The 24,692-nt window shown below is 59.2% G+C and carries 25 protein-coding genes and 1 other RNA gene; 6 read left to right on the forward strand and 20 right to left on the reverse strand.

Features of this window, described 5'->3' with window-relative positions:
- Nucleotides 1-3: 3 nt before the first annotated feature.
- From mraY to rsmI, 9 genes are all read right to left on the reverse strand, one after another.
- A complete protein-coding gene (gene mraY / locus POF45_RS10645) occupies nucleotides 4-1,086 on the reverse strand; it encodes a phospho-N-acetylmuramoyl-pentapeptide-transferase (protein ID WP_259496488.1) in 1,083 nt (360 codons plus the stop codon).
- Nucleotides 1,086-2,453, reverse strand: coding sequence for a UDP-N-acetylmuramoyl-tripeptide--D-alanyl-D-alanine ligase (locus tag POF45_RS10650; RefSeq protein WP_282315653.1), 1,368 nt, complete (start codon nucleotides 2,451-2,453; stop codon nucleotides 1,086-1,088). The genes mraY and POF45_RS10650 overlap by 1 nt, the downstream gene beginning before the upstream one ends.
- A complete protein-coding gene (locus tag POF45_RS10655) occupies nucleotides 2,446-3,909 on the reverse strand; it encodes a UDP-N-acetylmuramoyl-L-alanyl-D-glutamate--2,6-diaminopimelate ligase (protein WP_282315654.1) in 1,464 nt (487 codons plus the stop codon). Before POF45_RS10655 ends, POF45_RS10650 begins: the two co-directional genes overlap by 8 nt.
- Nucleotides 3,909-5,648 carry a peptidoglycan D,D-transpeptidase FtsI family protein gene (locus POF45_RS10660; RefSeq protein ID WP_259503259.1) on the reverse strand — a complete coding sequence of 580 codons (1,740 nt, stop codon included), beginning with the start codon at nucleotides 5,646-5,648 and terminating at the stop codon, nucleotides 3,909-3,911. Before POF45_RS10660 ends, POF45_RS10655 begins: the two co-directional genes overlap by 1 nt.
- Nucleotides 5,648-5,941 (reverse strand): cell division protein FtsL, encoded by a 294-nt coding sequence (gene ftsL, locus POF45_RS10665; RefSeq protein ID WP_054045567.1) that lies wholly within the window; start codon nucleotides 5,939-5,941, stop codon nucleotides 5,648-5,650. The genes POF45_RS10660 and ftsL overlap by 1 nt, the downstream gene beginning before the upstream one ends.
- Complete coding sequence (gene rsmH / locus POF45_RS10670; RefSeq protein ID WP_409077902.1) at nucleotides 5,938-6,885, reverse strand: 16S rRNA (cytosine(1402)-N(4))-methyltransferase RsmH; 948 nt, start codon at nucleotides 6,883-6,885, stop codon at nucleotides 5,938-5,940. Before rsmH ends, ftsL begins: the two co-directional genes overlap by 4 nt.
- On the reverse strand, nucleotides 6,882-7,337 hold the full coding sequence (gene mraZ, locus POF45_RS10675; protein WP_008147486.1) for a division/cell wall cluster transcriptional repressor MraZ: 456 nt from the start codon (nucleotides 7,335-7,337) through the stop codon (nucleotides 6,882-6,884). The genes rsmH and mraZ overlap by 4 nt, the downstream gene beginning before the upstream one ends.
- Before the next feature lie 447 nt (nucleotides 7,338-7,784).
- Nucleotides 7,785-8,138, reverse strand: an RNA gene (rnpB, locus tag POF45_RS10680) — RNase P RNA component class A.
- Between the two features lie 75 nt (nucleotides 8,139-8,213).
- Nucleotides 8,214-9,119: a 16S rRNA (cytidine(1402)-2'-O)-methyltransferase gene (rsmI, locus tag POF45_RS10685; protein ID WP_259496492.1), complete on the reverse strand. Its 906-nt coding sequence runs from the start codon at nucleotides 9,117-9,119 to the stop codon at nucleotides 8,214-8,216.
- A gap of 176 nt (nucleotides 9,120-9,295) precedes the next feature.
- Here rsmI and POF45_RS10690 point away from each other — a divergent pair, with 176 nt between their 5' ends.
- From POF45_RS10690 to POF45_RS10705, 4 genes are all read left to right on the forward strand, one after another.
- The gene (locus POF45_RS10690; protein WP_259496493.1) at nucleotides 9,296-11,107 is read left to right on the forward strand and encodes a penicillin-binding protein activator; all 1,812 of its coding nucleotides are present in this window, start codon (nucleotides 9,296-9,298) and stop codon (nucleotides 11,105-11,107) included.
- A complete protein-coding gene (locus POF45_RS10695; protein ID WP_150746192.1) occupies nucleotides 11,107-11,469 on the forward strand; it encodes a YraN family protein in 363 nt (120 codons plus the stop codon). Before POF45_RS10690 ends, POF45_RS10695 begins: the two co-directional genes overlap by 1 nt.
- A 104-nt stretch (nucleotides 11,470-11,573) precedes the next feature.
- Complete coding sequence (locus POF45_RS10700; RefSeq protein WP_008025961.1) at nucleotides 11,574-12,167, forward strand: phosphoheptose isomerase; 594 nt, start codon at nucleotides 11,574-11,576, stop codon at nucleotides 12,165-12,167.
- The gene (locus POF45_RS10705; RefSeq protein WP_259496494.1) at nucleotides 12,164-12,742 is read left to right on the forward strand and encodes a BON domain-containing protein; all 579 of its coding nucleotides are present in this window, start codon (nucleotides 12,164-12,166) and stop codon (nucleotides 12,740-12,742) included. Before POF45_RS10700 ends, POF45_RS10705 begins: the two co-directional genes overlap by 4 nt.
- Nucleotides 12,743-12,817: 75 nt before the next feature.
- Here the strand turns inward: POF45_RS10705 and POF45_RS10710 are convergent, their stop codons facing one another.
- From POF45_RS10710 to rplM, 7 genes are all read right to left on the reverse strand, one after another.
- Nucleotides 12,818-13,231 (reverse strand): ClpXP protease specificity-enhancing factor, encoded by a 414-nt coding sequence (locus tag POF45_RS10710; protein ID WP_259496530.1) that lies wholly within the window; start codon nucleotides 13,229-13,231, stop codon nucleotides 12,818-12,820.
- 16 nt (nucleotides 13,232-13,247) lie between these two features.
- Nucleotides 13,248-13,865 (reverse strand): glutathione S-transferase N-terminal domain-containing protein, encoded by a 618-nt coding sequence (locus POF45_RS10715; RefSeq protein ID WP_047303097.1) that lies wholly within the window; start codon nucleotides 13,863-13,865, stop codon nucleotides 13,248-13,250.
- Between the two features lie 148 nt (nucleotides 13,866-14,013).
- Complete coding sequence (locus tag POF45_RS10720; RefSeq protein ID WP_259496531.1) at nucleotides 14,014-14,793, reverse strand: cytochrome c1; 780 nt, start codon at nucleotides 14,791-14,793, stop codon at nucleotides 14,014-14,016.
- A complete protein-coding gene (locus tag POF45_RS10725; protein WP_259496532.1) occupies nucleotides 14,793-16,004 on the reverse strand; it encodes a cytochrome b in 1,212 nt (403 codons plus the stop codon). Before POF45_RS10725 ends, POF45_RS10720 begins: the two co-directional genes overlap by 1 nt.
- The gene (petA, locus tag POF45_RS10730) at nucleotides 16,004-16,597 is read right to left on the reverse strand and encodes a ubiquinol-cytochrome c reductase iron-sulfur subunit (RefSeq protein WP_259496533.1); all 594 of its coding nucleotides are present in this window, start codon (nucleotides 16,595-16,597) and stop codon (nucleotides 16,004-16,006) included. The genes POF45_RS10725 and petA overlap by 1 nt, the downstream gene beginning before the upstream one ends.
- 267 nt (nucleotides 16,598-16,864) lie before the next feature.
- Entirely contained in the window at nucleotides 16,865-17,257 is a 393-nt protein-coding gene (gene rpsI / locus POF45_RS10735; RefSeq protein ID WP_003216038.1) for a 30S ribosomal protein S9, read from the reverse strand.
- A 14-nt stretch (nucleotides 17,258-17,271) separates the two neighbouring features.
- Nucleotides 17,272-17,700 carry a 50S ribosomal protein L13 gene (gene rplM / locus POF45_RS10740; RefSeq protein WP_007905295.1) on the reverse strand — a complete coding sequence of 143 codons (429 nt, stop codon included), beginning with the start codon at nucleotides 17,698-17,700 and terminating at the stop codon, nucleotides 17,272-17,274.
- Between the two features lie 245 nt (nucleotides 17,701-17,945).
- Here rplM and POF45_RS10745 point away from each other — a divergent pair, with 245 nt between their 5' ends.
- On the forward strand, nucleotides 17,946-18,986 hold the full coding sequence (locus POF45_RS10745; RefSeq protein ID WP_259496534.1) for an NADP(H)-dependent aldo-keto reductase: 1,041 nt from the start codon (nucleotides 17,946-17,948) through the stop codon (nucleotides 18,984-18,986).
- A gap of 103 nt (nucleotides 18,987-19,089) precedes the next feature.
- Here the strand turns inward: POF45_RS10745 and POF45_RS10750 are convergent, their stop codons facing one another.
- A complete protein-coding gene (locus tag POF45_RS10750) occupies nucleotides 19,090-20,226 on the reverse strand; it encodes an acyl-CoA dehydrogenase family protein (protein WP_259496535.1) in 1,137 nt (378 codons plus the stop codon).
- A 243-nt stretch (nucleotides 20,227-20,469) separates the two neighbouring features.
- Between POF45_RS10750 and POF45_RS10755 the strand changes: the two genes are divergently transcribed.
- Nucleotides 20,470-21,366 carry a GlxA family transcriptional regulator gene (locus POF45_RS10755; RefSeq protein ID WP_259503262.1) on the forward strand — a complete coding sequence of 299 codons (897 nt, stop codon included), beginning with the start codon at nucleotides 20,470-20,472 and terminating at the stop codon, nucleotides 21,364-21,366.
- 116 nt (nucleotides 21,367-21,482) lie between these two features.
- Here POF45_RS10755 and zapE read toward each other — a convergent pair whose 3' ends face one another.
- From zapE to POF45_RS10770, 3 genes are all read right to left on the reverse strand, one after another.
- Nucleotides 21,483-22,577 (reverse strand): cell division protein ZapE, encoded by a 1,095-nt coding sequence (gene zapE / locus POF45_RS10760; protein ID WP_259496540.1) that lies wholly within the window; start codon nucleotides 22,575-22,577, stop codon nucleotides 21,483-21,485.
- 90 nt (nucleotides 22,578-22,667) lie between these two features.
- Complete coding sequence (locus POF45_RS10765) at nucleotides 22,668-24,023, reverse strand: tryptophan--tRNA ligase (protein WP_282315655.1); 1,356 nt, start codon at nucleotides 24,021-24,023, stop codon at nucleotides 22,668-22,670.
- Between the two features lie 24 nt (nucleotides 24,024-24,047).
- Entirely contained in the window at nucleotides 24,048-24,677 is a 630-nt protein-coding gene (locus POF45_RS10770) for an alpha/beta hydrolase (RefSeq protein WP_282316030.1), read from the reverse strand.
- Between the last annotated feature and the right edge of the window lie 15 nt (nucleotides 24,678-24,692).

Genomic DNA, 24,692 nt, shown 5'->3' on the forward strand with positions numbered 1-24,692 from the left:
GTTCTACCTCAGCTTCAGGGTGGCAAGGCCGATCAACACGAGAATCACGGTGATGATCCAGAAACGGACGATCACGCGTGGCTCGGGCCAGCCCTTGAGTTCAAAGTGGTGGTGTATGGGTGCCATGCGAAACACACGGCGACCGGTCAGCTTGAAGGAGGCCACCTGGATGACCACCGACAGGGTTTCCATCACGAACACGCCGCCCATGATGAACAGGACGATTTCCTGACGGACGATCACCGCGATGGTGCCCAGGGCTGCGCCCAGCGCCAGCGCGCCGACGTCGCCCATGAAGACCTGGGCCGGATAGGTGTTGAACCAGAGAAAGCCCAGACCGGCACCGATCAAGGCGCCGCAGAACACGATCAGTTCACCTGCGCCCGGCACATAAGGGATCAGCAGGTATTCAGCGAATTTCACGTTACCCGACAGGTAGCAGAAGATGCCCAGGCCACCCCCGACCATCACGGTCGGCATGATCGCCAGGCCGTCGAGGCCGTCAGTAAGGTTGACCGCGTTGCTCGAACCGACAATCACGAAGTAGGTCAGGACGATGAAGCCCGCGCCCAGCGGAATGCTGTAGTCCTTGAGCATCGGCAGGATCAGCGTGGTTTCCACCGCAGTCGGTGCCGTCACGTACAGGAAGATCGCCGCGCCCAGGCCGAACACCGACTGCCAGAAATACTTCCAGCGGCTCGGCAAGCCACGGGAGTTCTTCTCGATGACTTTGCGGTAGTCGTCAACCCAGCCGATAGCGCCGAACAGCAGGGTCACCAGCAGCACGGTCCATACATAACGGTTGCTCAGGTCAGCCCACAGCAAGGTGCTGACGCCGATGGACGACAGGATCAGCGCGCCGCCCATGGTCGGGGTGCCGGATTTTGACAGGTGCGATTGCGGACCATCGTTGCGAACGGACTGACCGATCTGACGGTTCTGCAACGTGCGGATCATCCACGGGCCATAGCACAGCGACAAGACCAGCGCGGTCAGCACACCGAGGATCCCGCGCAGGGTCAGGTACTGAAAGACCGCGAAGCCTTTGTAGAACTGTTGCAGATACTCCGCTAGCAGCAGCAGCATTAATGCTTCTCCAGACTGGACCCGCACAAAGCGGCCACGATGTTTTCCATCGCAGCACTGCGCGAACCCTTGATCAAAATAGTGGTGTTTGTATCTTGCTCGGCGCCCAGGGCCTGGATCAGTTCAGCTTGAGTGCCGAAGTGAAAAGCCTGTGGACCGAAAGCTTTTACGGCGTGGACCATCATCGGCCCAACGGCATACAGCGCGGAAACCTTGCCACGGGCGTACTCGCCCACGTCGCGGTGCCCCTGCTCCGCCCAATCGCCCAACTCGCCGATGTCTCCGAGCACCAGAACGGTGCGGCCGGAAAAGCCGGCGAGTATATCAACGGCAGCGCACATTGAGGTGGGGTTCGCGTTATAAGTGTCATCAATTACGCGCATGCCATTGGTCGCCAGTTGCGCAACGGTACGGCCCTTGACCGGTTGCACCGCACCAAGGCCGGTGGCAATGCCGAACAGCGACACGCCCAGCGCGTAGGCAGCCGCCGCAGCGGCCATGGCATTGGTCACGTTATGGGTGCCGAGCAGGTTCAGTTGCACCCGCTCCACACCGTCAGGACTGTGCAGTTTGAACGCCGGGCAGCCGCGTGCATCGCGGTCCAGATCGCTGGCATAAAAATCAGCGGCAGGATTGTTCAGGGCAAAGGTCAGCACCTTGCGGCCGGCAGCGCGGGTCTGCCAGATACCGAAGGCCTTGTCGTCGAGATTGAGAACGGCGACGCCATCGGCATCGAGCCCTTCAAGAATCTCGCCCTTGGCTTCAACGATTTTTTCCGGCCCGCCGAACTCGCCGACGTGGGCGGTCCCGGCGTTGTTGATGATGGCCACGCGTGGCTTGGTCATGCTCACGGTGTAGGCGATCTCGCCGATGCGCGAAGCCCCGAGTTCAATCACGGCGGCGGTGTGTTCCGGCGCCAGTTCGAGCAGGGTCAGCGGAACGCCGAGGTCATTGTTCAGGTTGCCACGGGTTGCATGCACCGGACCGCGTGTGCGCAGGATGCTCGCCAGCATTTCCTTGACCGTGGTCTTGCCGCTGGAACCGGTGACCGCCGCGACCGGGTTGCTGTAGGCAGCACGGTTCAGCGCACCCAGCTGGCCGAGGGCCTGACGGGTGTCTTTCACCAGCAGTTGCGGCAGCACGCTGTCGGCAACTTCGCGCTCGACCAGTGCCGCCACGGCGCCGTTGGCCGCCACATCATTCAGATAGTCATGACCATCGAAACGCGGTCCGGTCAGGGCAATGAACAACTGGCCCGGCTTGATGGCGCGGCTGTCGATGCTGACACCGTCGAAACAGGCGTCGGCAGACACCAGGCGGGCATTCAGCGCAGCGGTCAGCTCGCTCAGTTTCAGGGCCTTAAGCATGAGCCACCTCCCAGGCCGTGAGGGCATGATCGGCCTCGACCAGATCAGAAAAGGCATGACGCTCGCCGTTGATTTCCTGATAGTCCTCGTGACCTTTGCCGGCCAGGACAACCACGTCATCTGCCGAGGCGCTGGCAATCAACTGCGCAATCGCCTGACCACGGCCAGCAACGAAGGTAACGTTATCCACAGCACTGAAACCGGCACGGATGTCGTCGAAAATGACCGCCGGATCTTCAGTGCGCGGGTTGTCGTCGGTGACGACTACGCCATCGGCCAGGCGCTCAACCACTTCCGCCATCAACGGGCGCTTGCCGCGATCGCGATCACCGCCGCAGCCGAACAGGCACAGCAGGCGACCCTTGGCGTGTGGACGCAGGGCCGTGAGCACTTTTTCCAGCGCATCCGGGGTGTGCGCGTAATCGACCACCACCAGCGGTTGAGTGCCGCCGCCCAGGCGCTGCATGCGACCGGCGGGGCCTTCGAGTTTCGGCAGGACTTTAAGAATCTCGTCCAGCGCGTAGTCCAGTCCGAGCAAGGCACCGACAGCCGCCAGTACGTTGCTCAGGTTGAAACGACCCAGCAAGGTGCTGCGCAAATGATGTTCGCCCTGGGGCGTAACCAGCGTGGCGCGCACGCCATCGTCGTCGAACTGCGCTTCACGGCAATAAAGGTAGGCGCTGCTGTCTTCCAGGCTATAGCTGATCAGGCGCGACTCGCGCTTGTCAGCGGCCAGTTGCCGACCAAATTCGTCGTCGAGATTGACCACCCGGCACTTCAAGTCATTCCAGGCAAACAGCGTGGCCTTGGCTTCACCGTAGGCCTGCATGGTGCCGTGATAATCCAGATGATCACGCGACAGGTTGGTCATCACCGCCACGTCGAACGCCAGCGCAGTAACGCGCCCCTGATCCAGTCCATGGGAAGAAACTTCCATGGCCACGGCTTTGGCACCGGCCTTTTTCAGGTCGGCGAGGGTTGCCTGCATGGCGATCGGGTTCGGCGTGGTGTGCAGGCCACTTTCCAGCGCGCCGTAGAAACCGGAACCCAGGGTGCCGACGATGCCGCAGTGCTGGCCGAGCAAATCCAGAGCCTGCGCGACCAGTTGCGTCACGCTGGTTTTGCCGTTGGTGCCGGTCACGCCGACCAGATTCAGGTGGCGGCTCGGATCACCATAAAAACGCCCGGCGATGTCCGACAGCTGCGCCGCCAGGCCTTTGACCGGAATCAGCGGCACATCGGTAATGGGCAGGACTGTTGCGCCTTCGACTTCATAGGCCACGGCGGCGGCACCGCGCTGCAAGGCGTCGGCGATATGCGCACGGCCATCGAACTTGCCGCCAGGGACAGCCAGGAACAAGTCCCCCGCCCGCACATTGCGGCTATCAAGGCTCAGTTCGCGGATCAGCAGATCGCGACCGGCGTGGGCGAAAATCTTGTTCAGACTCAGAGACATCAGCCGCGCCCTCCATTGGCTTTCAGCGGAACGACCGGTGCCGTGTTGGCTTGTTGCGTGGCCGGCAAATTGTCAGGGGTGATGTTCATCAGACGCAGGGTGCCGGACATCACTTTGCTGAACACTGGCGCCGATACCAGGCCACCGAAGTAACCGGCCTTGGTCGGTTCGTCGATGACCACCACGATGGCGTAACGCGGATCGCTCATCGGGCCGAAACCGGCGAACAGTGAACGGTAGGAATTCTCGGCATAGCCTTTGGTGCCGACCGACGTCTTACGCGCTGTACCCGACTTGCCGGCCACGTGATAAGCCGGCACCTGCGCACGGAACACACCGCGTGGGGCCTCGATCACCTGGGTGAGCATGCCCTGCATGGTCTTGGCGACGTTTTCCGGGATCACCTGGGTGGTCTGCGGCGCCTTGTCGGTCTTGATCAGGGTCAGCGGTGCGATACGCCCGTTGTTGGCCAGCGCCGAGAACGCATGAACCAGCTGGATCGCCGTCACCGAAACACCGTAGCCGTAGGACAGCGTGGCGGTTTCAGCCTTGCGCCATTCGCGGTAGTTCGGCAGGTTGCCGACGCGCTCGCCCGGGAAACCCAGGCCGGTGTCCTGGCCGAGGCCGACTTTCTGCGCCAGGCGGAAGATGGTCTCGCCGCCAATGTCGAACGCGACCTTACTCATGCCGACGTTACTGGAGTTGATCAGGATGCCGGTCAGGTCGAGCACCGGGCCTTCGGACTTCGACACGTCCTTGATGGTGTATTTACCAATCTGCAAGCTGCCCGGGTACACCTCGACGGTGTCGCTCGGTTTCCAGCGCCCGGTTTCCAGGGCGGCGCTCATGGAGATCGCCTTCATGGTCGAACCCGGCTCGAACACGTCGATCATGGCGCGGTTGCGCATCATCGCCGGTTGCAGGTTGCGGCGGTTGTTCGGGTTGTAGGTCGGCTGGTTGACCATGGCGAGGATCTCGCCAGTCTTCACGTCCATGATCACCAGGCTGCCGGCCTTGGCACCGTTCTCGATGATCGCGTTGCGCAACTCGCGGTTGGCCAGATATTGCAGGCGCAGGTCAATGGACAACGCCAAGGGCTTGCCGGCCTTGGCGTTTTTGGTGACTTGCACATCCTTGATCAGTCTGCCACGCCGATCCTTGATGACCTGACGTTTGCCGGGGACCCCGGCGAGCCATTCGTCGTAGGCCAGTTCGACCCCTTCACGACCGTGATCGTCGATGTCGGTAAAGCCGACCATGTGCGCGGTGACTTCACCGGCAGGATAGAAGCGCCGGAACTCTTCGATGCCGTAGACGCCAGGCACTTTCAGGTCGAGCACCGCCTGGCCCTGTTCGGGGGTCAAGCCGCGCACCAGATAGATGAATTCTTTGTTGGCCTGGGCTTCGAGGCGTTCGGTCAGGGCTTTCGGATCCTGGCCCAGCGCAGCCGCCAGTGCTGGCCATTTTTCCTTGGCCAGCTGCATTTCCTTGGCGTTGGCCCACAGCGTGGTGACCGGGGTACTCACGGCCAGAGGCTCGCCGTTACGGTCGGTGATCAGACCACGGTGAGCCGGAATAGGAATGTGACGAACGCTGCGCGCGTCGCCCTGCCCGATCAGGAAGTCACGGTCGATCACTTGCAGGTCGATGATGCGCCAGGCAATCGCCGCCACCATGATGCCGAGCAAACCCAGCACCACGCGGAACCGCCAGGGGAAGAGTGCGCCTTCGAGTTTCATCATGGCGCCACCATCCGTACTTCAGCGGCACCGGGAATGCGCATCTTCAGTTGTTCGGTGGCCAGCACTTCGATACGGCTGTGGGCGGTCCAGGTGCTCTGTTCGAGAATCAGGCGACCCCATTCGGCCTGCGCCTTGTCGCGCACGCTCAACTCGTTGTACAGCGAGTTCAACAGCTGACGGTTCCAGTGGGCGCTGTACGACACGCCGATGGCCGAGACCAATACGCCGATAAACAACAGCAGCATGAAAAAGCTTCCGCCGGGAAGTGGCTTGGCGAAAAGCTTGCTCACCGCAGCTTCTCCGCGACACGCATGATGGCGCTACGGGAGCGTGGGTTGGCTTTGAGTTCGGCCTCGGAGGCGGACTGCGCTTTGCCATGGACTTTGATTTTCGGTTCGAAGGCGACGTGCCGCACCGGCAGATTGCGTGGCAGGTTGTCGGACTCGCCCTTCACCAGTTTGCGCATGAACAGCTTGACGATGCGGTCTTCCAGCGAGTGGAAGCTGATCACCACCAGACGACCGCCGATTTCCAGGCTTTCCAGCGCGGCTTCGAGGCCGGCTTCCAGATCGCCCAGTTCGTTGTTGACGTGAATACGCAGGCCCTGGAACGCACGGGTAGCCGGGTTCTTGCCCTTTTCCCATGCAGGGTTGGCGACCTTGAGCACTTCAGCCAGGTCGGCGGTACGCTCGAACGGCTTGATGTCGCGGCGCTCGGCCACGGCACGGGCCATGCGGCCGGAAAAACGTTCTTCGCCGTATTCCTTGAACACGCGGGCAATTTCTTCCACCGGCGCACTGTTGACGAACTCGGCAGCGCTGATCCCGCGGGACGGGTCCATGCGCATGTCCAACGGACCGTCATTGAGGAAACTGAAGCCGCGCTCCGGGTCGTCGAGCTGTGGCGAGGAGACGCCCAGGTCAAGCAGAACACCGCTGACCTTGCCCGCCAGGCCACGCTCGGCAACTTCCGAACCCAACTCGGCAAAGCTGCGCTGCACAACGACAAAGCGGCCGTCTTCGGCCGCTAGCGTTTGCCCGGTGGCAATCGCTTGAGGATCTTTATCAAATCCGAGCAAGCGGCCATCGGGCCCGAGCTGGCTGAGGATCAACCGGCTATGTCCGCCGCGTCCGAACGTACCGTCCAGATAGCAGCCATCAGGGCGTACAGCGAGAGCCTCGACGGCTTCGTCAAGCAGTACGGTGATGTGGTTAAAGCCGCTATCAATAGTCACAGGATCAAATCACGCAGTTCATCAGGCATGGCGCCCGGTTGTTGAATAGCAGCCAGGTCAGCAGCAGAAACTGCATCCCAGGCATCCTCGTCCCACAATTGGAACTTGTTCAGTTGGCCTACCAGCATCGCGCGCTTATCCAATTTGGCGTATTCGCGCAGACGCGGTGGAACCAGAAAACGACCACTGCCATCGAGTTCGAGGTCGACGGCATTACCAATCAGTAAACGTTGCAGGCGGCGGTTCTCTTCGCGAAGCGAAGGCAGTGCGCGCAGTTTGGTTTCGATAATTTCCCACTCGTCGAGGGGATAAACACATAAACAAGGATCAACGGCGTCGATTGTGACGATTAACTGACCGGAACTTCGCGAAACGAGCTCGTCACGGTACCGGCTCGGCATGGCGAGACGGCCCTTTGCATCGAGACTGATAGCGTTAGCTCCGCGAAACACGTCAGCGTTTCTCCCATTTTTAGCGTTTTGAGCTCAAAAAACCCACTTCATGCCACTTTCCGCCACTTGCGCACACTATAGGAATGCGCCCACCACACCGTCAAGGCGCGGATTAAAGGAAAACCCTTACAGAACGGAGATTTAGGAGCGTAAAACGAGGGGTAACGAGAATCTGGCGTATGTTTTGGCTCAATAACTTGAATCAGCACGGAAGGCTGCGTTCGAAAGTTAAAGTAATTTGTTAAGAGTAAGATTTTTTCGGTATTACAAGAGGGGGTCTGCTGGTGTTTATGTAACGAGGGAATTCCATACTGCGGGGTGATTGATCTTTGGCGACCAGCGCAGGCCAATTGATATCACACAAAGCGGTCATCCGTCAGCAGACAATGAGCGCCATTGCCTGCTACCGCGCCCCGCTCAACGATTAAAGCAGGGATTAGAAAAAAGGTGGAGAGTCGATCTGTAAGCCGGGTTCTGTCTTGAACAGTCATTCGTCTACGATGGCCATCACTGGACATCTTTAGCAACCTACCCGGTCCCAGCGCGGGCCACGCCTTGGGACCCTATTTGGTCTTGCTCCAAGTGGGGTTTACCTAGCCACGAACTGTTGCCAGACGTGCGGTGCGCTCTTACCGCACCTTTTCACCCTTACCGGTGCCGAAGCACTTAGGCGGTTATTTTCTGTGGCACTTTCCGTAGGCTCACGCCTCCCAGGCATTACCTGGCACTTCGCCCTATGGAGCCCGGACTTTCCTCCCCCCCCTAATTTTCATAGAGGGCAGCGACTGTCCAATCGACTCTCCGGCGCGAAGGTTAACGGCAGAGCGGCCGAAGAACAAGCGCTAAACGCCTTTGGCCGCACCTTTGCGTCGGGTTTTACTCGCTCTTTTGCTGTTCCAGTGCCACCTGATACAGCACATTCTTGCGCTCGCCGGTAATCTGCGCCGCCAAGGCGGCGGCACGCTTGAGCGGCATCTCTTCGAGCAACAGGTTAAGGATGCGCATCGCCTCACTGCTGACGGCGTCCTCGGTTTCAGGGGCCGACCAGCCCGCCACCAGCACCACGCACTCACCACGCTGCTGATTGCTGTCCGATTCGACGAACTCGCGCAATTGAGCCAGCGGCAAGCCTTTGAGGGTTTCGAAGGTTTTGGTCAGCTCTCGCGCCAGCAGCGCCGGGCGCTCGGGGCCGAACACCAGTTCCATGTCTTGCAGGCATTCGAGGATACGGTGCGGCGCCTCATAGAAGATCAGCGTGCGCGGCTCTTCCTTTACCAACTCAAGACGAGCGCGGCGACCGACCGCCTTGGCCGGCAGAAAGCCTTCGAAGATGAACCGGTCCGAAGGCAGGCCCGCTGCCGACAACGCTGCAATCAGCGCGCAGGCACCCGGCACGGGTACGACATTGATGCCGGCCGCACGCGCCTGGCGCACCAGGTGATAGCCCGGATCGGAAATCAACGGCGTCCCGGCATCGGAGATCAGTGCCACATCGTCGCCCGCCAGCAAACGGGTGATAAAGCGGCTACCTTCATCTCGTTCATTGTGTTCGTGGCAAGCCGCCAGCGGCGTGGGAATGCCGAAGTGCTGCATCAGTCGCTGGGAGTGGCGAGTGTCTTCGGCGGCGATCAATGCCACCTCACGCAGGATCTTCAGCGCACGCGCACTGATGTCGTCCAGGTTGCCGATGGGCGTCGCCACCACATAAAGCGAGCCAGCAGCGGAATTCAAAGCACCTGGAGCAGTCAAAGCGCACACCTCATGATCGGTAAAAGTTGCCATTGTAGCGCGTCACGCTGTTGCGATATGCCTCTGCCACAGTGGCTTTTGCGAGCCTTTGTGGTCCGCAGCAACATTTACACGATCTAAATTGACGGTTTCATGCCAGTAACATCGCGCCCCGGCCAGTGCTTGGGTACAATTCCACGCTAATTTGATCGAGTATCAGGAACACTTACATGATCGCTTGCCTGCGGCTGTTCTCTGCCCTCTGCCTCGCTGCCTTGCTGGCGGCTTGCGCCAGCTCGCCCTCCTCCAGCCTTGGCGAACTTCCACGCACCCCGGATGCCAGCATCGAGCAATTGCTCGAAAAGGCTGCGCAAAGCAAAACACCGGAAGAAGCTGCGCTGTTTCGCTTGAGCGCGGCCGACCAGGCTTATCGCCAGGGGAATGCCGGCCAGTCCGCGCAAATCCTGCAGCAGGTGCCGCTGGATCAACTCAAGCCTGGCCAACAGGTCTTCGCCAGCACCCTGGCAGCGGAACTGGCCATGACGCGCAATCAGCCCAAGGCGGCGCTGACTGCCTTGAGCCATCCGAGCCTGCAACGCCTGGGCGAACTGCCAGTTGAGCAACAAGTGCGCACTGGCCTTGTTCATGCCCGCGCCTTTGAAGCCGATGGCCAGACGCTGGCCGCCGCACGGGAACGGATCTTCATCGCGCCGATGCTCAAGGACGAAGCGGCGAGCAAAAACCACGAAGCGATCTGGACCCTGATTGCCTCGCTGCCAACCGATCAACTGCAACCGACCACCAACGACGATCTCGGCGGTTGGCTGAGCCTGGCCCTGGCAGTGAAAACTGCCGGCACCCTGGAGCAGCAACAGGCTGCAATCGATAACTGGCGCGCGCAGAACCCCAAGCACCCCGCCGCTATCCAGTTGCCGCTGCCGCTGACCAAACTCAAGGAACTGGCCAGCCAGCCCCTGAGCAAGATCGCCCTGCTGCTGCCACAGGACGGTCAACTGGCCGCGGTCGGCAAGGCCCTGCGTGACGGCTTCATGGCCGCTCACTACCAGGCCCAGCAAGCCGGTCAGAAGCCACCCGCCATCGTCTTCTACGACAGCTCGAAACTGACCTCGATGGACGAGTTCTACCGCAAGGCCCAGGCCGATGGTGTGCAACTGGTGGTGGGTCCATTGGAAAAGCCGCTGGTCAAACAACTCAGCAGCCGCCCGCAATTGCCGATCACCACGCTGGCACTGAACTACAGCGAAGGCGAACAGGGTCCGGCGCAGCTGTTCCAGTTCGGCCTGGCGGCTGAAGACGAAGCTCGCGAAGTGTCCCGCCGCGCCCGCGCCGACGGCCTGCACCGCGCAGCCGCAATGGTGCCGAGGGGCGAATGGGGCGACCGCGTACTGAAGGCGTTCAGCCAGGACTGGCAAGCCAATGGCGGCACTATCGTCGCCGTCGAGCGTGTTGATCAGCCCGTGCAACTGGCCCAGCAGATCGCTGACATGTTCCAGTTGCGTCAGAGCGAAGGTCGCGCCAAGAGCCTGCAAAGCACCGTAGGTTCACAGGTCGCGGCCCAGCCTTCGCGCCGCCAGGACATCGAGTTCATCTTCCTGGCCGCCACCCCGCAACAGGCCCAGCAGATCAAGCCGACCCTGAACTTCCAGTACGCCGGTGACGTTCCGGTCTACGCCACTTCCCACGTGTTCAGTGCCAGCGGCGACGTGAATCAGTACAACGACATGAACGGCGTTCGCTTCTGTGAAACCCCATGGTTGCTCGATGCCAACGACCCCCTGCGCAAGCAAGTCACCACACAGTGGCCACAAGCGGCTGGCAGCCTCGGGCGCCTGTACGCGATGGGTGTTGACGCCTACCGCCTGGCGCCGCGCCTGGGGCAACTCAAGGCGCTGCCGGACAGTCGCATCGAAGGTCAATCAGGCAGCCTGGGCATGACCGCCAACCAGCGGGTCGAGCGCCAGTTGCCATGGGCGCAGTTCGTCAACGGCCAGATTCAACGCCTGCCGGACACCCCGCGCTGATGCCTGACAGGTCACGCCAGCAAAGCGGCAAGGATGCCGAGCGCCATGCGCTCGAGCATCTTGAACAACAGGGTCTGCGCCTGCTGGCGCAGAACTGGTTGTGCAAACGCGGCGAGCTTGATCTGGTCATGCTTGACGGCGATACAGTAGTATTCGTTGAAGTCCGCTACAGAAAAAACACTCAATGGGGTGGCGCACTCGATAGCATCGACGGGCGCAAACGGCAGAAACTGATTTTTGCCGCGCAGTATTTTCTTCAGCGCGAGTCGCGTTGGGCCAATTCCCCCTGTCGTTTCGACGTGGTTGCCATCGACAGCAACCTTGATCAGTTGAACTGGCTGCAGAATGCCTTTGACAGCTGATCGCTTGCACCCCGAACCGGACACTTTCACCCAACACTTTTGCTCTTTGCTTTGCGGGCTGCACAGTCATGTGCCAGGTAGCCGCGCTAATTAAGGTCACACAGATGGACATGCAATCCCGAATTCGCCAGCTTTTCCAGGCCAGTATCGACACCAAGCAAATGGCGATGGACGTACTTGCACCGCACATCGAGCAAGCCAGCCAGGTGATGGTCAACGCCCTGCTCAACGAGGGTAAAATGTTGTCCTGTGGCAACGGCGGCTCTGCTGGCGATGCCCAGCATTTCTCTTCGGAACTGCTCAACCGCTTCGAACGCGAGCGCCCGAGCCTGCCAGCCATCGCACTGACCACCGACAGCTCGACGATCACCTCGATCGCCAACGACTACAGCTACAACGAAATCTTTTCCAAACAGATTCGCGCCCTCGGCCAGCCCGGTGACGTGTTGCTGGCGATTTCCACCAGCGGCAACTCGGCGAACATTATTCAGGCGATCCAGGCCGCACATGATCGCGAAATGATTGTCGTAGCCTTGACCGGCCGCGATGGCGGCGGCATGGCGTCACTGCTGTTGCCCGAGGACGTGGAAATTCGCGTACCGGCCAACGTCACCGCACGTATTCAGGAAGTTCACCTGCTGGCGATCCACTGCCTTTGCGACTTGATCGACAGCCAACTGTTCGGGAGTGAAGAATGACCCCTAATCGCCTAGGCCTTCTGGCCTTGACCCTGTGCCTCGGCATCAGCGGCTGTACCTCGGTGGTTAATGCCAGCCGCGAAAAGCCGATTGAGGATGACCGCGGCACCCGTACCTTCGGCAGCAAGATCGACGATTCCCTGATCGATACCAAAGTCGGCGTGAACGTCGCCAAGGCCGACCCGGCGCTGGACAACGATTCACACATCGTCGTCACCAGCTTCAACGGCGTGGTGCTGCTGGCCGGGCAAACGCCCCGCGAAGACCTCAAGGCCAAGGCCGAACAGGCTGCCGCTGACGTCCAGCGCGTGAAGAAAGTGCACAACGAATTGCAGATCCTGCCACCGTCCAGCTTCCTCGCTCGCCAGAACGATGCGTGGCTGACGACCAAGATCAAAACCCAGATGCTCGCCGACGCCAGCATCCCCGGCTCGCGCATCAAGGTGGTGACCGAGAACGGCATCGTCTATCTGCTGGGCCTGCTGACCAAGCAGGAAGCCGCACAGGCGACCAATCTGGTACAAGGCGTTGCCGGGGTACAGAAGATTGTGAAGCTGTTCGAGTACATCGACTGATACACCCTTCGGCAGCGCCTACACGCTTCAAAGCAGTGAAATAAAAAAGGCGATCCTTTCGGATCGCCTTTTTTATTACTTCACCACTTTCAAACTCGGTCGACCGCTGGGACGCGGCGGCTCGCTATCGGGTGGCGGAAGATCATCATCCGGCTCAATCTCTTCCTCGTCCTCAAGGGGCGACTCCAGATCGAACACCATGCCCTGACCGTTCTCCCGGGCGTAAATGCCCAGGATCGAGGCGATAGGCACGTACAGGGTGTGCGGTACGCCACCGAAACGCCCTTCGAAGCTGACGGCTTCGTTGTCCATGTGCAAATGACGCACGGCTTGCGGCGAAACGTTCAGCACAATCTGTCCGTCACTGGCAAAACCTTGCGGCACCTGCACCGACGGATACTCGGAATTGACCAGCATGTGCGGGGTGCAATCGTTATCAACAATCCACTCGTAGAGCGCGCGGACCAGATAAGGTCGACTGGAGTTCATAGCGGCTCCTTAAGCCTTAGCGCATATCGCGTTCGACACCAGACAGGCTCGCCTGGAATGCCTCACGCGCAAACGAGCGCTCCATGTAATCAAGCAGCGGCTTGGCAGGCCGCGGCAGTTCTATACCCAGAATCGGCAAACGCCAGAGTATTGGCAATAGGCAGCAATCCACCAGACTTTGTTCCTCACTGAGGAAAAACGGCTTGTCGGCAAACAACGGCGACACGCCAGTCAGGCTTTCGCGCAGCTCTTTACGGGCTACGACACGGGCAGCTTCCTTGGACTTGGGATCCAGGATCAGATCAACAAGGCCACACCAGTCGCGCTGAATACGATGAATCAGCAGACGGCTGTTGGCACGCGCCACAGGATAAACCGGCAGTAACGGCGGGTGCGGGTAACGCTCATCCAGATATTCCATCACCACGGTCGACTCCCACAACGCCAGGTCACGATCGACTAGGGTGGGCAGGCTGCCGTAAGGGTTCACTTCGATCAGTTTAGGCGGCTGGCGACCAGCTTCCACATAAATGATCTCGGCGCTGACACCCTTCTCTGCAAGTACGATACGTACCCGGTGGGAATAGTGGTCGGCGGGGTCGGAGTAACAGGCCAACCGATTGGTCACGCCCATGGCGATCCTCCTCGCTTGTAGAAATTATCGGGAGCGGAAAAACGAGCGCGCCCAGAGAGCGCCTCCTGTAACGCCTGGATGACCAGACCCGTTACTCTCGGAGGCACCCTTGGGCGCGCGCGATTAACAGCAGTTGCTTAAAGCTTTATCAATGCACATCTTTCCAGTATTCGCGCTTGAGCAGGTAGGCGAATACGAAGAAGAACGCCAGGTACAGCAATACATACGTACCAATGCGTTGATGCTGCAGCTTAACCGGGTTAGCCGAGTAAGCGAGGAAGGTTACCAGATTCTTCACCTTCTCATCGAATTGCTCTTCGGTCAGGCTGCCGGATTTCGGCACGATGGTCAGTTGATCGCACGCTTCATGTGTCAGCGGCGTACCCGTCAGCGGGTCATATTGCTTCTTGCCGTCTTCGACAATCTGCACTTGCTTGCAACCCACCACCTGACGACCTTGCAGGCCAACCAGCACGTTTGGCATACCAACGTTCGGGAAGACCTTGTTGTTCACACCCCAAGGGCGTGCAGGATCTTCGTAGAACGAACGCAGATAACCGTAGAGCCAGTCGGTGCCACGAACGCGAGCCACCAGGGTCAAGTCCGGCGGTGCCGCACCAAACCAGTTCTTGGCGTCTGCCGGCTGCATGCCGATGCTCATGTGATCGCCGATCTTGGCGCCGGTGAACACCAGGTTGCTCAGCATCAGATCGTGGGGAATACCCAGATCGTCGGCCACGCGTTCATAGCGCTGGAACTTGGCGCTGTGGCAGCCCATGCAGTAGTTGGCGAATGTCCGCGCACCGTCCTGCATAGCCGCTTTATCGGAAACGTCGATGTCGACCTTTTCCAGCTCGGGACCGTGTTCGGCCGCAAAGGAGAACACAGGCAGAGCAGCAAGAATCAATACAGCAAATAGCTTTTTCATCAGCCAGTCACCCTTTCCGGAACCGGTTTGGTCTTCTCGAGCCTGGTGTAGAACGGCATCAGAATGAAGTAGGCGAAGTACAGGAAGGTGCAGACCTGCGACACCAGCGTCCGCTCAGGGGTTGGCGCCAATACGCCCAGCACGCCCAGAATCACGAACGAAATGCAGAACACCCAGAGCCAGATTTTGCTCATCCAACCCTTGTAGCGCATGGATTTGACCGGACTGCGGTCAAGCCACGGCAGGACGAACAGCACCGCGATGGCAGCGCCCATGGCAATAACGCCCATGAGTTTGTCCGGAATCGCCCGCAAAATGGCGTAGAACGGCGTGAAGTACCAGACCGGCGCGATGTGTTCCGGGGTCTTGAAGGCGTTCGCTACTTCGAAGTTAGGCTTCTCGAGGAAGTAACCACCCATTTCCGGGAAGAAGAACACGATCGAACAGAAGATGAACAGGAACACCACCACACCGACGATATCTTTCACGGTGTAGTACGGGTGGAAGGCAATGCCGTCCAGCGGTACGCCGTTTTCGTCTTTGTGTTTCTTGATGTCGACGCCGTCCGGGTTGTTCGAACCGACTTCATGCAGCGCCAGAACGTGCAGCACCACCAGGCCGAGAATCACGATCGGCAAGGCAACCACATGCAAGGCGAAGAAGCGGTTCAGGGTAATACCGGAAATCAGGTAGTCACCACGGATCCACTGGGTCAGGTCGTTACCGATGACCGGGATCGCACCGAACAGCGAGATGATCACCTGGGCACCCCAGTAGGACATCTGGCCCCACGGCAGCAGGTAACCCATGAAGGCCTCTGCCATCAGCGCCAGGTAGATCAGCATGCCGAACACCCACACCAGCTCACGCGGCTTCTGGTACGAACCGTAGAGCAAGCCACGGAACATGTGCAGATAGACCACGATGAAGAACGCCGAGGCGCCGGTGGAGTGCAGCAGGCGCAGGATCGAGCCGTACTCGACGTCGCGCATGATGTATTCGACGGAAGCAAAGGCTTCTTCCGCCGACGGGGTGTAGCTCATGGTCAGCCAGACACCGGTGACGATCTGGTTGACCAGAACGAGCAGCGCCAGGGAGCCAAAGAAATAGAAGAAGTTGAAGTTCTTCGGAGCGTAATACTTGCTGAGATGGTCTTCCCACATTTTGGTGGCGGGAAAGCGCGCATCAACCCAATCCATGAACTTGCTCATCACGCTTTCTCCGTATCGACGCCGATGACAATAATCGCATCGGTCTCATAGGAATGCGGGGGAACCGGCAGATTCAAAGGCGCAGGTTGCGACTTGTAGACGCGGCCAGCCAGGTCGTAATGGGAGCCGTGGCAAGGACAGAAATAGCCGCCTACCCACTTCGGACCAAGGTCCGCAGGCGCCACTTCCGGCCGAAAAGTCGGCGAGCAGCCCAGGTGCGTACAGATACCGATCAGCAGCAGAATTTCTGGCTTGATCGAACGCGTTTCCGGGTCGACATACGTTGGTTGCGTGGAGTTCTTGGAGTCCGGATCGGAGAGCTGGTCTTCGATCTTTTTCAGATTTCCCAGGATTTCCTCGGTACGGCGGACAATGAATACCGGCTGACCGCGCCACTCAGCAATCATCTGCTGTCCTGGCTCAATCTTGCTGACATTCACTTTCACCGGTGCACCTGCGGCTTTCGCCTTGGCACTGGGAAACCATGACCCCACGAACGGGACCGCAGCCCCCACCGCTCCTGCAGCACCCACCACGGATGTGGCTGCTACCAAGAAGCGACGCCGGCCTGCATTCACGCCGTCATTGCTCATTCAGTCCTCTCCCATCAGCTTTGTGGCCTGTTAAATCAGGCATCTACTAAATAAAACTTTGTACTTATAAAAATTTTGCCGAATGGTAATGAAAAGCCCCAATCCTGACAAGGTAATTACCCAAGGGCTCCACTGCCAAGCCTTGCAGTATAGGGGCTCTACGGATGTGGCAAGTTGTCACAGAGCAATTCTTCAGCAAATCGCGCCCATAAAAAAACGCCCAGCTCCGCGAGGAGGCTGGGCGTTCTTTTTGAACGCGAAAGCGAATTAACGCTTCGAGTACTGCGGACGCTTACGCGCTTTACGCAGACCGACTTTCTTACGTTCAACTTCACGAGCATCGCGAGTCACGAAGCCAGCTTTGCGCAGAGCGCCACGCAGGGTTTCGTCGTACTGCATCAGAGCGCGAGTGATACCGTGGCGGATTGCGCCAGCTTGACCACTTACACCGCCACCGATAACGGTGACGTAGATGTCGAACTTTTCAACTGTCTCGGTCAGTTCCAGCGGCTGACGAACTACCATGCGGGCAGTTTCGCGGCCGAAGAAGTTTTCCAGAGTGCGGTTGTTGATCGAGATGTTACCAGTGCCCGGACGCAGGAAAACGCGTGCGGTTGCGGTCTTGCGACGGCCAGTGCCGTAATTTTGAGTCGCCGACATAATGAACTATTCCGTTAAAACTTCAGTTCTTGGGGCTGCTGAGCAGTATGAGGGTGTACAGCGCCCGCATAGACTTTCAGCTTACGATACATGTCGCGACCCAGCGGGTTCTTAGGCAGCATGCCTTTGACCGCAGTCTCGATCACGCGCTCAGGGGCTTTAGCGATCAGCTTTTCGAAGTTGATCGACTTGATGCCGCCCGGGAAACCGGAGTGGGAGTAGTAGATCTTGTCGGTGGTTTTAGCACCAGTTACACGAATCTGCTCGGCATTGATAACGACGATGTAGTCGCCGGTGTCAACGTGAGGAGTGTACTCAGCTTTATGCTTGCCACGCAGACGGCTCGCGATTTCGGTGGCCAGACGACCCAGGGTCTGACCTGCAGCGTCGACGACAAACCAGTCGCGCTGTACTGTTTCCGGTTTAGCAGTAAAAGTTTTCATTCTTTATAGCCTCAGGGGCCGCCCTGTAAATTAGACGGCGGATCTTACTGAATAGTGCGTACTTTGACAAGTCAAAGGCAGCCGGATACAGACGCTTTCGGGGGCTCGGGTCGGCGCGTCCGTTCAACGGCAAGATTCTTCGGCGGCGGCGCATCACTTCCACTGCAGAAAGAGGTGCGCAATTATGCAGATTGCGAAAAATATTTCAACCTGCTTTTATGATTGTTTTGCCCAAGGAGCACCCGATGGACTATCGCCAGCTAGGCCGTACCGATCTGAACGTGAGCGCAATCTGCCTCGGAACCATGACCTGGGGTGAGCAAAACAGCGAAGCTGAAGCCTTCGCCCAGATTGAACGGGCCAAGAGTGCCGGGATCAATTTCATCGACACCGCCGAGATGTATCCGGTGCCGCCAAAAGCCGAAACCTATGCCACCACCGAGCGCTACATCGGCAATTATTTCAAAAGTCGCGGCGACCGCGCCGACTGGATCCTGGCGAGCAAGATCGCCGGCCCCGGCAACACCATCGACTACATCCGCGACAAGAATCTGAAGCATAACCGTGAGCACATCGTGCAGGCCGTGGACGCCAGCCTCAAGCGCTTGCAGACCGACTACATCGATCTTTACCAGCTGCACTGGCCGGAACGCAGCACCAATTTCTTCGGCCAACTGGGCTACAAGCACAAGAGCGAAGTCAACCTGACGCCACTGGAAGATACCCTCGAAGCACTGGACGAACAGGTCAAGGCCGGGAAGATCCGACACATCGGCCTGTCCAACGAAACGCCATGGGGCACCATGCGTTTCCTGGCCATCGCCGAAGCCCGTGGCTGGCCGCGCGCGGTGTCGATCCAGAACCCGTACAACCTGCTCAACCGCAGCTTCGAAGTCGGCCTGGCGGAAATTGCCATTCGCGAACAGTGCGGTTTGCTGGCCTATTCGCCACTGGCGTTCGGTTTTCTTTCCGGCAAGTACGAAGGTGGCGCGCGCCCGCCGAAGGGTCGCCTGAGCCTCTACAGCCGCTTCAGCCGCTATTTCAATGCACAGTCGGAAGCCGCCTGCAGCCGCTACGTGGCGCTGGCTCGTGAACACGGTCTGGACCCAGCGCAGATGGCGTTGGCGTTTGTAACGCAGCAACCGTTCGTGACCAGCAACATCATCGGCGCGACGACTCTTGAGCAACTGGACAGCAATATCGCCAGTTTCGACCTGAAACTTTCCGACGAAGTGCTGGAAGGAATTGAGGCGATTCACAAGGATCATCCGAACCCTGCGCCTTGATCGACCTTTAGATCCATTCGCGAGCAGGCTCGCTCCCACAGAGGACTCACTTGGCCTGTGGGAGCGGGCTTGCTCGCGAAGGCGCCCGCCCGGTCACCGCCATTTACAGCGAGCGCGCAATAATCTCCTTCATGATTTCATTGGTCCCCGCATAGATCCGCTGCACCCGCGCATCCGCCCACGCCCGCGCGACCGGATATTCCCACATGAAGCCGTAACCGCCATGCAACTGCACGCACTCGTCGAGCACCTTGCATTGCAGGTCCGTCCCCCAATACTTGGCCATCGCCGCCGTCGGCACATCCAGCTTGCCTTGCAGATGCAACTCCAGGCAGCGATCAACGAAAACCCGGCCGATCTGAATTTCAGTGGCCATTTCCGCCAGCTTGAAACGGGTATTCTGGAAGTCGGCAATCGCCTTGCCGAACGCCTTGCGCTCGCGGGTGTAATCGAGCGTCCACTGCAACGCCGCCTCGGCTGACGCGAGACCACCGATAGCAACCGTCAGTCGCTCCTGCGGCAGTTCCTGCATCAGATAAGCGAAGCCCGCTCCGGCCTGCCCCAACAGGTTTTCTTTCGGCACCCGCACATCCTGAAAGAACAACTCGGACGTGTCCTGAGCTTTCATCCCGACCTTCTCCAGGCGCTTGCCCTTGGCGAACCCCGGCGTATTGGCCTCCACCAGAAACAGGCTGGTGCCCTTGGCGCCGGCCTTCGGATCAGTCTTGGCCACCACAATCACCAGATCAGCCAGAAAGCCGTTGGTGATGAACGTTTTCGAGCCATTGATCACGTACTCGTCGCCATCCAGCACGGCGGTGGTTTTCACCCCTTGCAGATCAGAACCGGCACCCGGCTCGGTCATGGCAATCGCCGTGACCATCTCCCCGGATACCAATTTCGGCAGGTATTTGTGTTTCAACGCTTCACTGCCGTAATGCAGGATGTATGGCGCGACAATATCCGAATGCAGCGAAAAGCCGATGCCCGTCAGGCCGAGCCGACCCACCTCTTCGATCACCACCGCGCTGTAGAGAAAGTCCGCTCCCAGCCCGCCATATTCTTCCGGCAAGTGCGAGCAGAGCATCCCCGCCTCCCCTGCCTTGTTCCAGAGTTTGCGGTCGATGTAGCCTTGTTTCTCCCATTGCCCATGGAACGGCACGGCCTCTTTTTCGAGGAACGTTCGCACGCTGTCGCGAAACAATTCGTGGTCGGAACTGAACAAGGTTCTGGGAATCATGCGGCACCTGTCATTATTGTTAGCCGGATCGAACCTTAGAGACTAAGCCTCACGTCCGGTACAGGACACTGGACACATGCGACAAAAAATAAGACGATCCAGCCGTCTGGTGACCACTTTCCCCTATAAGAATAAAGTTGAATTATGTCTAACCAAGTCTCCACGCCCTTACGGCGCGTCAGCATCCTGGCCATTGACCGGGTTTTCGCTTCCACCCTCATGCAAGCCAAGGATTTCTTCCATCTGGCCAGCCTGCGTTACGGCAAACAGCTGGGCCACGGCCTGACACCCGCGTTCGAAACACGCCTGGTCAGTCCCGATGGCAAATCGGTGAACAGCTTCAGCGATGTGATCATGCCGGTGGACGGCGGGCTGGAAAATGCCGATATCATTATCCTCCCGGCCTTCTGGGACGATTTCGACACACTATGCAAACGTTATCCACAGGTGCTGCCGTGGCTGCGCGAGCAACACGCTCGCGGCGCGGTACTGTGCGGCGAAGCCACCGGGGTGTTCTGGCTGGCCGAGGCCGGGCTGCTCAACGGCAAGGAAGCGACCACCTACTGGCGCTTCTTCAACGCCTTTGCCGAACGCTTCCCACAGGTGCAGCTCAATCAGGACAAGCACCTGACCGACGCCGACAACCTGTATTGCGCCGGCGGCACCACGTCGGCGTGCGACCTTTATATCTACCTGATCGAGCGTTTCTGCGGCGCCAACGTGGCCCAGGCCGTGGCCCGCGACATTCTCTATGAAGTGCAGCGCAGCTATGCGCCGGGGCGGATCGGTTTTGGCGGGCAGAAGCTGCATCAGGACGTGATCATCCTGCAAATCCAGCACTGGCTCGAAGAACACTTCGCCGACAAATTCCGTTTCGAAGACGTCGCTCGCGAACACGGCATGAGCATCCGCAACTTCATGCGTCGCTTCCAGACGGCAACCGGCGACAAGCCGCTGCATTACCTGCAACGCCTGCGCATCGAAACCGCCAAGGGCCTGCTGTCCGGCAGCCGCAAGAGCATCAAGACCATCAGCTATGAAGTGGGGTATGACGATGCGAGCTTCTTCGCACGGCTGTTCCGCCAGCACACTGAACTGTCACCCAATCAGTATCGGCAGCAGTTTCAGCAGGCTGCATAGGCTTTAAAGCCCAACACACATCAAAATGTGGGAGCGGGCTTGTGGTGATTCAGTAAGATTTTCAGTGCACAAAAAAGGCCTGCATCTGCAGGCCCTTTTTTATCCTCCGAATCGCCCTAAGGCTTGTGCGCCCGGGACAGGAATTCGTGCGATTGCATCTCCAGCAGACGGCTGAGCGTGCGCTGGAACTCGAAATTCAGGCGGCCACCGGTATACAAGTCTTTGAGTTCGACTTCAGCAGAGATGATCAGCTTCACGTTGCGGTCGTAGAACTCGTCGACCATGTTGATAAAGCGTCGGGCGATGTCGTCGGTGGTGACGCTCATCTGCTCGACACCGCTGAGCAACACGGCGTGGAAGATCTTGCCCAGTTCGATGTAGTCGTTCTGGCTGCGCGGGCCGTCGCACAATTCGCGGAAGTCGAACCAGGCCACGTCATCGCAGGTGCGTACGGCACGGATTTCGCGGTTCTCGATCATCAGCACGTCGTTTTCGACCGCTTGCGTGCACTCAGGCGTCAGGGCGCGGAAGCTTTTGCGCAGGCTTTCCTGGGACGCTTCGTCGAGCGGAAAGTGGAACAGTTCCGCTTGTTCGAGGTGACGCAGGCGGTAATCGACGCCGCTGTCGACGTTGACGATGTCAGTGTTCTGCTTGATCAGCGCAATCGCCGGCAGGAAGCGCGCACGTTGCAGACCGTCCTTGTACAGGCCGTCCGGCACGATGTTGGAGGTTGCCACCAGGGTCACGCCGTTCTTGAACAGCTCTTCCATCAGTGTGCCGAGGATCATCGCGTCGGTGATGTCGGAGACGAAGAACTCATCGAAGCAGATCACCCGTGACTCATCGGAAAAACGCTTGGCGATGACGGTCAACGGGTTTTTCTCGCCGTTGAGGGTCTTCATTTCTTCGTGCACGCGCTTCATGAAGCGGTGGAAGTGCGTCCGGGTCTTTTCCTTGAACGGCAGCGCTTCGAAGAAGGTATCGACCAGATAAGTCTTGCCGCGACCCACGCCGCCCCAGAAGTACAGGCCCTTGACCGGCGCCTGCGCTTTCTTGCCAAACAGTTTGCCGAGCAGGCCCGGCTTGTTCTGCGAAGCCGCGACCAGATCGTCGTACAGGCGCTGCAAATGACGCACCGCAGTTTCCTGGGCGGCGTCATGGAAGAACTCCGGGCGTTTCAGATCAGCTTGATATCGTTCTAGGGGCGTCATAATTCGTTAGCAAGGCAACAAAAACGGGCGGCCACTGTAGCGACGGCCCGTGAGAATGGCAATCAGCCCTTGGTCGGGCCGAGCCGTTATTTATTCCTGAACCGGTGTCAGGGCTACACGCAGCGCGTCGATGGCGACGTCACGAGCAGCGCTGTCAGCGAAAGCAGGGCTATCGGCGACGCACTCGCCTTGCAGCCACACGCTGAAGCTCAGGTCTTCGCTGCGCACGTCCAGCGGCTGGCCGGCTTGCAATTGCTTGGTCACCTGGCCTGCCGCTTTACCGTCGACGAAGTGGCGCGAGAGCAGCAGTTGTTCACCGTCGGCCGACAGCAGGCGGAAACGGAAACTGCCGTCGTCTTCACGGAAGCTGACAAAGCGCGCGGCTTTGGCGGCTTTTTTCTTGGTGGTCGCGGCGACTTGTACCTGATTGACGAAAGAGCGCAGGCCGACCGCTTCACGCAGCTCGTTAAGGAACGGTGTTGCCACGGAACGGGCCTTTTTCGCACCGGTCTGCAAGATGTCTTCGAGGTCTGCCGGGCGTTCGATCAACTGGTGATAGCGATCACGGGACTCGCCCAACTCGCTGTCGAGCAACTGGAACAGGCGGTTTTTCGCTTCACCCCAGCCCAGGCCCTGCAACAGTTCGCTGCGGAACTCGTCGGACTGCGCCGGGGTGGCGAAGGCCTGGAACAGGGTGAACAGGTGCGAATTGTCCGGATCCTTGGCTTCGCCCGGTGCACGAGAGTCGGTGACGATCCGCGAAATCGCGTCCTTCATTTCTTTGGCGCTGCTGAACAACGGGATGGTGTTGTCGTAGCTTTTCGACATCTTGCGACCGTCGAGACCCGGCAGCGTCGCAACGCTTTCTTCGATCAATGCCTCGGGCATGGTGAAGAACTCTTTGCCCTGGCCAAACAGATGGTTGAAACGCTGACCGATGTCACGAGCCATTTCCACATGCTGGATCTGGTCACGACCGACCGGCACCTTGTGCGCGTTGAACATCAGGATGTCCGCCGCCATCAGCACCGGGTAGCTGTACAAGCCCATGGTGATGCCGGCATCCGGGTCTTCGCCGGTCTCGACGTTCTTGTCCACCGAAGCCTTGTAGGCGTGGGCGCGGTTGAGCAGGCCCTTGGCGGCGACGCAGGTCAGCAGCCAGGTCAGCTCGGGGATTTCCGGGATGTCGGACTGGCGATAGAAGGTCACACGGTCCACATCCAGGCCACCGGCCAGCCAGGTCGCGGCAATTTCCAGACGCGAGCGCTGGATGCGCAGCGGGTCATCGCATTTGATCAGGGCGTGGTAGTCGGCCAGGAAGTAGAACGAATCGGCATTGCTGTCACGGCTGGCAATGATCGCCGGCCGGATGGCGCCAGCGTAGTTGCCCAGGTGCGGCGTGCCGGTGGTGGTGATGCCGGTGAGAATACGGGTACGAGTCGTCATGGGTAATCGCTTGTCAGACTGCAATCAATTCGAAAGACGCGGCAGGATCAGATCCTTGAGATCGGTCAGCTTGCCATGAAAAAAGTGTCCGCATTCTGCCACTTTCAGCAGCTCATGGGGACGTTCGAGCTTGTCGGACCATTGGTAGACCAGCTGCGGATCGATGACTTCGTCGGTTTCCGGCTGGATCAGGGTCAGCTGACCGTGTTGCGGCAGTTGATCATGATCACCCAGGCGCATGACTGCAGGCGCGACCATGAACAAGTGCTTGAGCTGTTCGCCCTTGGCTTCCAGGCGGCCGCCGAGACTTGCTGCAACAAAACCGCCGAAGGAGAAACCAAACAGCGTCAGCGGCAATTCGGGGTGCCTTGCCCGCAACCATTGGGCGGCTGCCTGAGCATCATCGACTTCGCCAGTGCCCATGTCGTGGGTGCCTTCGCTGGCGCCGACACCGCGGTAGTTGAAACGCAAGGTAATCAACCCGGCGTCGCGAGCAGTACGCTGCAAGGTCGATACGACTTTGTTGAGCATGGTCCCGCCCTGCACCGGGTTGGGGTGGCAAATCAGCGCCAGACCGCGGGGCTGCTCGTTGTCCAGGTACAAAGCTTCCAGTTGGCCGACCGGGCCATCAATCACTACAGGGGTTTCGCGCATAAGCAAGGAAGGAAC

The sequence above is a fragment of the Pseudomonas fungipugnans genome (genome assembly GCF_029955235.1).
Taxonomy (GTDB): Bacteria; Pseudomonadota; Gammaproteobacteria; order Pseudomonadales; family Pseudomonadaceae; genus Aquipseudomonas; species Aquipseudomonas fungipugnans.